General features: G+C 40.1%; 5 protein-coding genes. 2 read left to right on the forward strand and 3 right to left on the reverse strand.

The annotated features are described in order from the left end of the window. Positions 1-43 precede the first annotated feature (43 nt). The gene (locus tag MR054_RS00005) at positions 44-7,903 is read left to right on the forward strand and encodes a LamG-like jellyroll fold domain-containing protein (RefSeq protein ID WP_242155022.1); all 7,860 of its coding nucleotides are present in this window, start codon (positions 44-46) and stop codon (positions 7,901-7,903) included. 222 nt (positions 7,904-8,125) lie between these two features. After that, positions 8,126-8,929 carry a T9SS type A sorting domain-containing protein gene (locus MR054_RS00010; RefSeq protein ID WP_242155025.1) on the forward strand — a complete coding sequence of 268 codons (804 nt, stop codon included), beginning with the start codon at positions 8,126-8,128 and terminating at the stop codon, positions 8,927-8,929. A gap of 344 nt (positions 8,930-9,273) precedes the next feature. Here MR054_RS00010 and hisS read toward each other — a convergent pair whose 3' ends face one another. The 3 genes from hisS to MR054_RS00025 form a co-directional block, all read right to left on the reverse strand. Continuing rightward, complete coding sequence (hisS, locus tag MR054_RS00015; protein WP_242155027.1) at positions 9,274-10,644, reverse strand: histidine--tRNA ligase; 1,371 nt, start codon at positions 10,642-10,644, stop codon at positions 9,274-9,276. 213 nt (positions 10,645-10,857) lie between these two features. Continuing rightward, the gene (locus MR054_RS00020; protein WP_242086297.1) at positions 10,858-11,325 is read right to left on the reverse strand and encodes a DUF6495 family protein; all 468 of its coding nucleotides are present in this window, start codon (positions 11,323-11,325) and stop codon (positions 10,858-10,860) included. Between the two features lie 156 nt (positions 11,326-11,481). Continuing rightward, a complete protein-coding gene (locus tag MR054_RS00025; RefSeq protein ID WP_242155030.1) occupies positions 11,482-14,595 on the reverse strand; it encodes a TonB-dependent receptor in 3,114 nt (1,037 codons plus the stop codon). Positions 14,596-14,653 lie beyond the last annotated feature (58 nt).

The following is a 14,653-nucleotide window of genomic DNA, read 5'->3' on the forward strand; positions in this document are numbered from 1 at the left end:
TGATGGTGGTGCTACTTGGACCGCTTCGCTTAACAATACAGGATTGACGGCCGGCTCTTACGATGTCCAAATTAGAGATGCTAATGCAACTTCTTGTGTCATCGATTTAGATGGAGGAACTAATACTGTATTAACAGTAACAGATGATATCCAACCAACAATAACATGCCCTGGAGATATTACTGTTGATAACGACCCTGGTTTATGTACTGCTGCTGTTACATATTCCACACCAACAGCTTCAGATAATTGTGGAGTAGCATCAATAACACGAATCGCTGGACCTGCTTCTGGAAGCCCTTTTCCAGAAGGCTCAACAACTGTTACTTTTGAGGTTGAAGACACAAATGGTAATACGAACTCTTGTAGCTTTACAGTAACCGTAAATGATACAGAACCACCTGTTGCAGTGTGTCAAGATATTTCCATAGATCTGGACGCTGATGGTGAGGTAAAACCCAATAGAAAATTATTCCCGGATGATATTGATGGTGGTAGTTCTGATAACTGTAATTTCAATTTGGCCTTTGCAAATGGCTTTAATGGTCAGTTTGATTGCTCAGACGTAGGCGTTAATATTATTACTTTAGTCGTTACTGATGCTTCGGGAAATCAATCGATGTGTGACGCCCAAGTTACAGTGGTTGATGCCAATACTCCTCCTGTAGCAGTTTGTAAAGATATTACGGTTCAATTGGATGCTACGGGTAATGCCACCATAACGGGTATGGATATCGATAATGGATCTTCCGATTTATGCGGTATTGCAAGTTATACGGCTACACCAAACACTTTTGACTGTTCTAATATCGGAACCAACAATGTGGTCTTAACCGTAACAGACTATAGTGGTAATACAGCCACCTGCAACGCCACGGTTACCGTTGAGGATAAGGTAAAACCCACCGTAAGTTGCCAACCTTTTACATTGGAGCTTGATGATTCTGGTGAAGGTACAATTGATATAGATGATATAGCTTTGAGCCTACCCTATGATGCCTGTGGTATAGCCAATACTGTTATTAGTAAAACGTTTTTTGATTGTTCCGATCTTGGCGATAATTCTGTTAGAATAACCGTTACAGACAATTATGGCAATGGAAGTTTTTGTGATGCCATTGTGACCGTTGAGGATAACATTCCTCCAGTGGTACCATCATTATCTGATATAAACTGGGGTTGTGCATACGAACCTGATACCCCTACAGCCACCGACAATTGTACCGGTGGGACTATTGATGGTGTTCCGGATGCGTCCTTCCCCATCACAACCACAACGACCATTACCTGGACCTTTACCGACAATGCCGGTAAAAGTTCTACAACCACTCAGCTCATTACGATTAATCAAATTAGTTGTACTGCCAGCGAAACGAAAGCGGTAAGCTGTAATGGCGGTTCAGATGGCGAAGCTACGGTTGACGTAACTGGTGGCATTGGTCCTTTTTCTTATTTATGGAGTAATGGCCAGACCACTCAAAACGCGACGGGTTTACCGGCGGGCTCCCATTCCGTAACCGTTACGGACAGCAATGGATGTTCTACAACATGTTCCGTAACCATTACCGAACCAACACCGCTTGGTGCTTCTATTACCGGGCAATCCAATACGCTTTTCTGTTTTGATAGTCCAGAAGGATGGGTTACGGCTGCAGGTTCCGGTGGTGTAACACCTTATACTTACCGAATTGATGGCGGTGCTTTCCAAAGCAATGCGACATTTAGCAATCAAATTGGTGGCAATCATACCATTACGGTTCAGGATGCCAATGGTTGTACCGCCGATGTGGTCGTAATTCTTACAGGGCCTTCTGAAGCACTCATTGCCGATGTACAATTAACGGATGCCAACTGTTTTGAACCCGGCTCCAAAGGCGTTGTCGTTACGGGTCAGGGTGGTAATGGCGGCTACGAATACCGAATGACCGGGGATGCCTCGGTATCATGGACTGCCGATGGTGACTTTGGAGGATTACTGGATGGCACCTACTATTTCCAGGTAAGAGATTCCGAGGACTGTGTATCTGAAAATGTCGAAGTCGTTATTAATGAATCCACGCGTGTTAAAGTTGAAATCCCCAGTTGGGAAAACGCTTTATGTTATGGAGAGGCTTCCGGTAGTGCCAGTGGTGTGGTTTCAGGAGGAAAAGCACCTTATACCTATTTATGGGATGACCCCGCTGCTCAAACCACTTTGGCCGCAACGGGATTGGCCGCAGGCACCTATACCTTAACGGTAACGGACTTCTACAATTGTCCGGTAACAGCCACGGTAACGATAACCGAGCCCGATGACCTGATAATTTCTGAATCCCATGAAGATGTTACCTGTTATAACGGAACCAATGGTTCCATAACCCTTTCCGTATCAGGTGGAGTTGGTCCGTATCTATATTCCAAAAACGGTGGAGTAACGACCTCCAATAATACATTTTTAAATTTAACGGATGGCACCTATACCATGAGTGTTATAGACGCCAATGGCTGTGAAAAGGAAATAGATGTGGTCATTACAGAATCTTCCGAAATTACGGCTTCGTTTACGACCAATACTGTTGGTTGTGCCCAAACCAATAGTGGTACAGCGACAGTTACGCCAACTGGCGGTGTTGGGCCATATACCTATTTATGGAGTAATGGTCAAACCGGCCAGACGGCTACAGGATTATCTCCAGCAACATACAATGTTACAATTACGGATGCTTCCGGATGTTCCGTAATAAAATCTGTGACCTATTCAGACCCGGCCTTATTGGATGTTTCGCTTATAGCCACTGTAACTTCAGGTGTTGGACAAACCGATGGTACCGCCTCTGCGACCCCAAGCGGTGGTGTTGGACCATATACCTATTCATGGACGACTTCAGACGGTAGTGGGTTAAATCCAACCGCTCAAAATCAAACAGGCCTGAGCCAAGGAACCTATACGGTTACGGTAACCGATAGCAAAGGATGTCAAAAAACAGAAAGCATTGTTGTAGCCGACATTATTACTATTGTCCTAGATTATGAGGCTGCTTGTGATCCTACTTTATCTGTTGATCTACAAAGATTATATATTAGATTGTTAGATGAAAATAGCAATCCTTTAATTACAGGTGGGTATGGTGATTTAACCTATAATTGGAATTTTGGAGCAAACGTTAAAAATGATGTGGATTATACTCCACCCCCAACGACAACAGTGAATGACAATTCTTCGTTAGAAATAGCATATACCTTGGGCGGTAATAAAACGATTGTGCTTACCGTGACGGATGACTCAGGACAAACTGTAAATTATTCATTTAATATTCTTATTGGCTCTTGTATTGAATTTGACGTGGAATGTGATCGTTGTGTGTCTCAGGATTATCAACTCCTGGATTGGTATATTGGTGAAGGAGATGGCACTCCCTTAGGGACTTGTGATAATCCAGGTGAAATAATTGATCATCCTATTTATATATGGTTTTATTTGGATCACGGTGATAATACCAATTATAATTTAAATGTGGTTGCCGAGTATACCACTGTTCATCCGCTTACGGGTGAGATTTCCACCCAAGCCGTTGAGGAATGTTTATACGAAGGTGTAAAAATTGGAACCGGAGCGGCTTACTTGTTTATTGACGATCAATATGTATGTGGCAGTCAAATAACAATAACCAAATTTTTAATATCCTGGACCAAATTGGCGAAAACCCCTTGTGGGCAACGTGAACCAAAATGTTTCTGTCCCGGTTTTGATCTTGAGGTAAGTTCTCCATTATCGGCCATTGCAACAGCTACTGATATTTCCTGTTACGCCGGTACGAATAATGGAACAGCCACTGTGGAAGCGTTTGGAGGGACACCTCCCTATAGCTACCTGTGGACTACAAGTGATGGTATTGGTTTAGACCCAACAGCTCAAAATCAAACCGGATTAAGCCCCGGAACGTACACGGTGACGGTTACCGATTCCAACACCTATTATGATGAAGATCTCGAAATGACCGTTTCTGACCCTTATACTTTTACAACGTCAGTAACCGTTGGAGAGCCTCCGGAACTATCCATTATTAGTTTTGACCCTAACGTCCCGCCTTGCTATGGCAGCTCTAACGGCTATGCCCAGGTGAATGCAACAGGAGGAACAGAACCATATACCTATGCTTGGTCTAATGGACAAACCACTCAAACCGCCACTAATTTAGGTGCGGGAACCTATACCGTGATTGTTACGGATGCCAATGGGTGTACCGATTCCGATTCGGTTACCATTACCGACCCACCCTTGTTAACGGCATCGGCGACCAGTACCGAACCCCTTTGTTATGGAGACAGTAATGGAACGGCAACGGTGACCCCAGCAGGAGGAACCTCTGGTTACACCTACTTATGGAGCGATGGACAAACGACTCAGCAAGCCTCAGGATTGGCTGCAGGTAGTTACTCAGTAACCGTTACCGATGCTAATAATTGTACCGCGACGGCCAGTGTTACTATTGGACAGCCAAACGCACTTGCAGCATCAACGTCAAAAACGAATGTAAACTGTTATGGCGCCGGTGATGGTACGGCCACCATTACGGTAACCTACGGGACTCCTCCATATACCTATTTATGGAGTGATAGCCAAACCAACCAGACCGCCATCAATCTTTCACCGGGAACCTATAATGTGGTGGCTACCGATGCCAACGGCTGCCAGATATCAAGAAACGTCACCATTACGCAACCCACTGATTTAACCTTGTCTACAGAATTTCAAGAGCCTCAATGCTACCAAGGTGCTAATGGTGGTACAGCCAAAATTTACCCCTCCGGTGGTACGGCACCTTATTCGTACTTATGGAGTGATGGGCAGACCACACAAACGGCTAATAATTTAGCTGTTGGCACTTATACCGTTACCGTTACCGATGCCAAAAATTGTACGGAAACTGCTTCCATTGAGGTGACGCAACCCCTGGAAACCGTTGCCAATGCGGGACCCGATCAAGACTTGAGTGTTGAGAACTGTGGTATCACATCAACGGTTCTGGCAGCGAGCGGTCAAAATTCTGAAGGTACACCACTTCCAGGAAGCTGGTACATAGCTTCCGGAACTGGAGGTAGTTTCTCTGATATAACTGACCCAAATGCGACTTTTACAGGTCAAGCGGGTAATACATATCAACTACTTTGGGAGATCGATTGTGATCAGGATCTCGTAGTTATTACGTTTGGAGAAGGTTGTAACACCTTAGATTTTGATGGTGACAATGACCATGTGACCTTCCAAAACGAATATAACCTAAGTGGGGCCTTTAGCTTCGAAATTTGGGTAAAACCAGATCCAAATCAAAATGATGGTGGTGCTAATAATGCCATTCAAACCATCTTTTCTAAAAGAGATGCGACAACACTTACAGATGGTTACGATTTGAGGCTTCAAGGAACCAGTCTCTCCTTTAATTACAATGGCGGTGGAACGATTACAGCATCCAATGCCTTAGGCACCAACCGATGGTATCATATCGCAGTGACATTCGATGGGGCTAACTATATCCTTTATGTGGATGGTATTCAGGTTGGTAGTGGCAGTGGCGCCGTTCCAACTGCAAACACCCATGAATTTATGTTAGGCGCCATGGATCAAAATCCGGCAGGTGGAAATCCGAATCCTGTGAACTACTACAGTGGTTGGATGCAAGAACTTCGTGTCTGGGACGTGGCCTTAACAAAAGAACAGATTCGTCAAATGATGAATCAAACCATTACCAATAATGGTACGGCAACAAGAGGGGAAGTTGTTCCCATTGATGTGGCTGGTTTAAACTGGTCGAGTTTGGTTGGTTACTATAGAATGCTTCAGCCGGCATCGCTCTCTGGAACGGGATATTTACTGGACACGTTTGGAATTGGTCCTGATGGTCAATTACGAAATATTGAAACAACACAGCAAGAAACGGCACCACTGCCCTATGAAACGGATGAACCCGGTAATTGGAATGCTGTGAATACCTCAAATAATGATGCGGGATCCCCTTGGGAATGGGGTCATACGGTTTGGGATTACCCCAATAGCACGGGTATCAATGGCGATCCCATAGATTGGAACATTGTTAGGATTAGGACTGACCATAATATTACTTCGGATGTACAGGATGTTACCTTATTAGGATTGCTTGTTGATACTGCTGAATTGACAATAACCTCTGCGGCCGGTGCTCAAGATGAAACTAATTTCGGTACAGGGCTATGGATAACCCATTATTTAAGTTTGGATGGGCAAATTGATTTAGTGGGTGAATCACAATTGGTTCAAAAACGATATACACCCACCCAAGTAAGTGAAAGTATCTTAGATATAGATAGTAGTGGCTTTATAGAGCGAGACCAACAGGGCACTAATAATCCATTTAGTTATAATTATTGGGGGTCTCCATCAGGACCACAAACTGTCGGCAGCAATAACAACCCAAGAACTATAAATGGGGTCATGAGGGATGGTACCGTTTCGAGCTCCCCACAAGATATAAGTTGGACCACCACCTACACGGCACCTGGAACAACACCAATTACCTTAAGTTCGCGATGGACATACGCTTATGAAAATTACGTATCTAACACCTATGCCAACTGGAGAAGATTAAATCCGACTTCAACTTATTTTAATATTGGCCTTGGCCATATCATGAAAGGTAGTGGCAACAACTATGTAGAAAATACACCGGGTACTCAAAATTATGTGTTTACAGGTAAACCTAATAATGAGACCATTACAACGCCTATTAATGCGGGTTATGATGCCTTAGTTGGTAATCCCTATGCCTCAGCCATAGATGCCAATGAATTTATTTATGATAACCAGAGCAGTACCACTGGAGCATTGTATTTTTGGGAACATTATGTTGAGAATAATACCCATATATTAAGGGATTATCTTGGCGGTTATGCAGTACGAAATTTACTAACCGGAATTGCTGCGGTTACTCCCGAACCTACTGCCGATGGCTATGTTATTGAAGGTGGTTCTGGAACCAAAATACCGGGTCGATATGTCCCTGTTGGACAAGGTTTCTTTGTTTTCTCCAATGAAACAGGTGGAGTCGTAACCTTTAAAAACAGTCAGCGTGTATTTCAAAGAGAAACCAATGATAATTCACAAGATGGATCCATTTTTATAAAATCAGGGAATACAAAAAACGGTAAAAATAATGCAGCTCCACCAGAGGAAGAACAAAATGAGCCACAAATCATTAGGTTTGAATTTAAAACCCCTAATGGTGCAGTTAGACCATTGGCGCTTGGATTTACTCCAAATAATGCAGCTACCGATGGGGTTGACTTCGGGTATGATGCCTTGACGAAGGAATCATTGCCAGACGACATGCTTTTTATAATAGAGAATCAAAAATATGTAATTCAAGGTGTTGGAGCCTTTGATGACAGTAAAGAATACCCATTAGGAATATTTTTATCAAATGCAGGTAATATCGAAATTTCCATATCCGCTTTCGAAAATATACCACCTAATTTAAAAGTTTATATTTATGATGCTTTATTGGGAACTTATACTAAAATTGATGATAAAAATCATAATTTTGAAATGACACTTGATACGGACATCTATTTGGATAGATTTTATATTACATTTAACAATAAAAATACACTTTCAGTTTCTGAACAAAATAAAATAATGAGTCAGGTTTCTGTTAACTATTTACAGAACAGTAAAGAAATATTTATTAGGACCCCAGATCATATTGATGTAAAACAAGTTTATTTAACTAACATTTTAGGTCAGCGTATTAAAACATGGAACAAGACCAATACCCCACAGTTCTCAAACGAAATGAAAATTCCAGTTGATGATATTACGGATGCGACCTATATAATTGAGGTTCAAACGACTGCAGGAAATATTAATAAAAAAGTTATATTAAGTAAATAAAAGCATTGAAGGCTTATGATTTATAATTCATAATGAGATCAAAATATTCTTTAATTTAAACTATAAAAGGGGCTTATAGCCTCTTTTTTTATCATATATTTCCTTCAAATATTTCATATAATATCCTTTTATCGATTTTTTTCGTATTTCATAGATTTTTTAACAATTTATTTATATATTAGCATTAGCTAACTAGAAATTGTTCATTAAACCCCAAATCTAATGATCAGATTAACCTACTTATGCTTTGCTTTTTTATGTGTCTTTACCACTGGAATTGCAAAGAATAATTTAAATAGAACCACAGTATCCGCAAATTCTACAAATCCCCAATTGTTAAGAATTGATTTTACTATGCCAAATGGTTATGTTCGCCATTTAGTAATTGGGTTTACAGATGATGTTGCCACAGACGGTTATGATTATGGTTATGACGCATTAAATGTCGATAATTTTCCCGACGATCTTAATTGGCTGATTGAAAATAAACGCTATGTCATTCAAGGTGTGGGTACATTCAACGAGACTAAAAAATATCCATTAGGTATGTTTTTAACCAATAGTGGAAATATAAAAATTTCACTTGACAAGTTAGAAAATTTTGAAAACCCCATAGATGTTTATGTCTATGATGCAAAATTAGATACATATACACAAATCAATTACTTAGATTATACATCATTTATATATAGTGGTGAATACCTTGATCGTTTTTATATTGCCTTTAAAGACAATTCGGTAACCAACCTTGCAAAAAGTAGCTTGTCAACACCGGATGAATTTATTGAAAATACCCGCATCAATTATTTGGGTAACACTAAAGAGCTTTATATCAATACAAGTATGTCTAATAGCATAAAAAGCATTTCGATATTTAACCTGAATGGTCAAAAAGTATACACTGCCAATGGATTACAAGAACAGACCATAAGAATGGCCTTATCCAATTTAAAAGGTAATTACGGTATCGTTTCCGTGGAAAGTGACGAAGGATTTATCACCACAAAACAAATAGTCATTCATTAACATAGGATTTCTAATTACGCAACTGCCCGCCATAGTAATGCTGTGGTTTTTTAATAATGTCTAACCTCTTCTTAATCCGTTGAAGTCCTTAAAAGGTTCAACCACAGCTTAAGCGCGTCAAAATTCGTATCAAATGTTAATGAATTATGCGTTTAATCGATTTTTTTTGCATTTCATAGATTTAATATGTAGCTTGTGGTCCTAGAATTTTGGTATCAAACCTACCAAATGAAATTCTTTAGTTGAGTTAGTCATGATTAGTTTGAGTTAGTCGATCCCCAAATCTACCATATCTCAACTAATTTAGGAGTCCCAATTAATTATTGGGGCTCTTTTTTTGGTATTTATTCTAGTTTAGAAATCAATGCCTCAAGTGAGACCTTTAATTGCTCTCCCGAATTCATATCCTTTAAGGTATATGTATTGGAAACCATTTCTTCTTCTCCAACCAAAACCACAAATGGTATGTGCCGCTTGTTAGCGTGATTCATCTGTTTTTTCATTTTGGCGGGATCCGGGTAGAGTTCGGCATTAATGGCCTTTAACCTTAATTGCTTAATGGCCTTCAGGGAAAACAATGCCTCCTTTTCACCAAAGTTAATGAACAGCACCTCTATATGTTTGGTTACCGTTTCAGGAAATAAATGAAGCTCCTCCAAGACCAAATAAATTCGGTCGAGACCAAAACTTATACCCACACCACTCATATCCTTCATGCCAAAAATACCGGTCAGGTCGTCATAGCGGCCACCGCCACCAATGGATCCCATTTGTATGGTTTTTGGTGCAGCAACCTCAAATATGGCTCCGGTGTAATAGTTTAATCCACGTGCCAGAGTAACATCCAATTCCAATCGGGCAGTTGAAAGGCCCAGTGTTGAAATCGCCGAATGAATAAATGCCAACTCCTCAATTCCTTTTTGTCCAATTTCTGAAGTCAACAACATGTCCTTTAAACTCCCCATTTGATCTTCAAAAGTCCCTTTTAAAGAAAACAATGGCTGTAATTTATCAATTCCTTCCTTAGAAATGCCCTTACTTAACATGTCTTCTTTTACTTTTGCCTCGCCTATTTTATCGAGTTTATCCAAAGCTACCGTAAAATCAATAAGTTTATCACGGGCGCCAATGACCTCCGCAATACCGGATAGTATTTTCCGATTATTGATTTTAATATGAACCCCCTTTAAATTTAAAGCGGTAAACACGGCGTCATAAAGTAAAACAAACTCCACTTCCTGCCAAAGGGAATCACTGCCCACAACATCTGCATCGCATTGATAAAATTCCCTAAAACGCCCTTTTTGTGGTCTATCGGCACGCCATACCGGTTGTATCTGATAACGTTTAAAGGGAAACTCAATATCATTTTGATGTTGTACCACATAGCGCGCAAAGGGCACGGTTAAATCATACCGAAGGGCCTTTTCAGAGATACTGTCCGCAAGGGATTGAGAATCTCTGTTGGCAATGGCTTGACTATCGGCTTTGGCCAGATAATCACCTGAGTTTAATATCTTAAATATTAAACGGTCTCCTTCATCCCCATATTTACCCATAAGGGTTTCTGAGTTTTCAAAACTCGGTGTTTCAATAGGTTGAAACCCAAAAGATTCAAAGGTCCTTCGAATCGTATTAAAAATATAATTGCGTTTGGCTACCTGTTCTGGATTAAAATCGCGGGTTCCTTTTGGAATACTTGGTTTTTGAGCCATTATAAAATTTTAGTTAATTGAATGTCCACTGTGCTCAGTGTGACAAAAATAATAGTTTTTAACGGGAAATGTATTCCTATAGAAGTAGGAATGCTAAAAAACCTAAATATTACCGATACGTCTAAATAAAATGAGACCATCCTTTTTTTTAAGTACCTCTAAATCGATGACCACGGCACAGTAAGGAGGTAGTCTTAAATGCCATGTCTGAAATTAATTAATAAGCTTATCAAAATACCTATACAATTCCCCTTTTGTGATGACGGCACCTTGTTGAATCATATTAAACTTATCGAGGTTTCTATCATTGCCATAGTCCTTATCGGCTTGAAAAAACTCCACATCATCATCCATTAAGTTCTCACGAAGCCACTGGTACCCTTCAGGAGTCGTAATATCCATGTCATTTTTTAAATTTAAAACTATGGCCTGCATTTTATCCGCTCCTAAATAAAATAAATACATATGCTGCGGAGATATATGCTCTAAATATTCCGCCTGGTTCAATACCCCTTCCCAAATTAAATCACTAAACACATCTAATTCGGTTTCAGCGAGTTCAGGTTTATTTTGTTTTAAATGGGTCCATTCTTCCTTTGTAATGGACTGGGTGGCCAAAAAGTTGATAAATTCCTGGTGTAATTCTTCAAACTGTTCCTTCGTAAGTCTGGCGTATTTCATTTGTTTTTCAATCAATATAATAGGATTCTGACTTATATCAGGGAAAATAGACTTAAAATTATACCAGTTAATTTGAGGAATAGATAACATTAAGTCTTACAAAAAAGCGCTCCCATTGATGAGAGCGCTAATGTAATAATAATCTATGGTTTTTTACTAGAAAATATAACGTAACCCTATTTGCATTTGCCAGCGTGAGGCCAAACTGGAGTCGTAGCCAAAGGTATTTTTTAAGTTTCCATTAAATGAATAGACAGGAACACCATTATCATCGAATGATACGCCTATGGGTTGAACATTATTAGGTTGCTGAATAACACCCCAATCGGAATTTAAAAAATTACCGAAATTTAAAATGTCGATACTGATCTGAATGGTATTGGTCTTTTCTTCCGATACATCAATATTAAAGTCTTGTAAAATTTTAATATCCCAACGGCTTCTCCACGGTGCTAAAGCACCATAGCGCTCGGCATAGTCCCCTCTCCTTCCGTTTAAATAATCATCTTGTTGGATGTAAGCTTCCAAAGCATTAGCGTCTCCTGCGTTTGCAAATTGCATTTGACCGATTTCACCGGATGTTGGGATATAAATGAGGTCATTTATAGAAGACCCGTCACCGTTTATATCACCCCCATAGGTATAATTAAAACGTCCTCCCTGAGCATACTCAAAGAAGGTAGATATTGTCGTGGCCCATTTATTATTACCGTAAACCCATTTTTTACTTCCTACACCAATAAAACGGTGGGTATCACCATACTTAGAGTACCCTAGCACATCATTATTTACATTTCCAACTACCGGGTTGCCATTAAAGGCATCACTTGTAATTTCTGCTTCTATCGAATTGACGTCTTTTGCATTTAAATAGCTGTAGGCAAGCATGGCATACAAACCATGATCAAATGTTTTCTGTGCCTTAAAGGAAGCATTCCAAATACGTCCTTTATCAGAATTTGTAAACACATAAGCACCATCCCCAACAAATCCATCAAATGTAACAACATCTGATGCTGTATAGATTGGGCGATTATCAACTCCCTGTAAAGTGCCAGATGGTGGTAATAGTCCCCAATGCTGTACATGTGGACCGTTTATATCTTTTGTATAAGACAGATCTGCCGTTAGAATTAATCCATTTTCCAACTTTTTGTCAGTACCAATATTGGTTCTCCAAACCTGTGGAAACTGATATTCAGGATCTACTGCTTGTAAAAAGAAAGCATCTGGATTTGCGATTTGGTTTCCTAGCCAAACAAATGGGAATCGACCGGTAAATAAACCAGACCCTCCACGTAATTGAAATGTATCATCGCCGTTAACATCATAGTTAAATCCAACTCTGGGAGAGATTAACCACTTATTCGTTGGCATTTGAGTATTATCTATAGTAACCCTTTGTGCTGTATTGGGATTATAGTACATAACGTCTGGCAACACAAACCCTCTATCAATAACCTCTTGTGCCTTCTCTGCCGAGTCAAAAAATAAGGGTTTATCAAAACGTATCCCATAGGTTAATTTAAATTTTTCGGAAACATTCCATTCATCTTGTAGATAAAAGGCCAATTGCCCTACGTTGGTTTCTGCCAATGCCCAGCCACCCGGGGTTCCCTCTGGCACAGCATTATTGGCTTCAAATGTTTGCTGGGGAGTTACAAAATCATATGCGGTGGCATCAAAATCCGCAATATCTACACTTCCAAAAAGATCAAAGCCATAACTAACTAAATTAAAAGAATTGTCAAATTGAAATTTTTCAAAAGACGTTCCTATGGTGAAGGTGTGATCTCCTTTATAAAAATTCAGATTATCCGTAAACTGAAATACTTTTTGGTCCAATCTGTTATGAACTGAAAATGGTTCATGTCCCGCAATAATGTAATTAGAACCTCCTTTTGTTATGTTAATGGAAGGTGCAGGAACAGAAAAAGGATTTCTAAAGTCATTAAAATGCGTATAACCTACTTGTAATTTATTGGAAGCACTTTCAGATAAGGTGGAATTTAGTTCAATTTGCACAGATCTAAGTTCATTATTAATCTCATAACCCGAATTTTCAAATTGTAAGGTATTGGCGTTAGGACCCCTAAAAGCTATCGCTGTTGGGTGTGCAGGTTTCTCCTTAGATGCGTTTAAAAAATTATAAATAACAGCCAAGCGGTTATTATCATTGATATTCCAATCCAACTTAAAAATCCCTTTGGTCGACTCAGATGCATGTGTAAACCCTTCATACGCGCCAGGATCATAACCAACAGCCAATAATGCGTCTCTTACTGCTATTAAATCACTTTCCAACACTCTGGATTCATTTATGGCACCAGATCCAGTATTAGGAGCCCATCCATTCGTGCCGAGATCGTCCCTTTCGTCTCTTTCGAAATTGGCAAAAAAGAATAATTTGTTTTTTATGATGGGCCCACCTATGCTTAGACCATATTGTGTTTGATTTAAATCGGGCCTCGTTACCTCCTCACCTTTAATTTTCTTACCGGTCATGCTCTCATCCCTGTAAAACCCATAAACAGTACCATGAAATTCATTGGTTCCGCTTTTGGTCACTGCATTAACTGAAGCCCCTGTAAAACCAGATAAAGTAACATCATAGGGTGCCGTAGTCACTTGAATTTGATCTATAGCATCCAATGAAATGGGCTGGGCGTCGGTTTGTCCACCAGGGGTAGCAGCATCCAATCCAAAGGGGTTATTAAATATGGCGCCATCCAATGAAAAGTTATTGAACTGGTCGTTTCTACCGCCAAAGGAACCTGCACTGGCAGTAGGTTCCAATCTTGTAAAGTCCGCTTGCGATCTGGTGATGGTGGGCAGTCTGGTAAGTTCTCGTCTTCCAACACTGGTTTCGGCTCCCGTTCTATCACTACCAAATGTACCCGTTCCTCCTGAACCCTCAATAAGAATGACATCTAATTGTTGATTTTCCTCTACCAGGATGACATCAATATTTTGGGTTTTACCCAGAGTTAGGAATACATCATTAAAGGTTTGCTCTTGATACCCAACAAAACTAATCATAATGCTATAGGGGCCTCCTACCCTTAAATTTAACAGGTTAAAACGACCATCGATATTGGAAGCCGCACCATATTTTGTTCCGGTAGGGGAATGAACGGCTACTATGTTCGCCCCTGGGAGAGGTTCAGAATTTTGGTCGGTAATAAGACCTTTAATGTTTGATGTTGTTACTTGTGCCAAGGCACCTACTGTAATAAACAGGAATACAATGGGAAGGATAGTTTTTTTCATTTGATTGGTACTGGATTGAGTTAGTCTATTATGCGCGCATAGAAAATGCGTTTCCCAA

Origin of the sequence: Aestuariivivens sediminis (assembly GCF_022662105.1) — a bacterium.
Classification (GTDB): domain Bacteria; phylum Bacteroidota; class Bacteroidia; order Flavobacteriales; family Flavobacteriaceae; genus Aestuariivivens; species Aestuariivivens sediminis.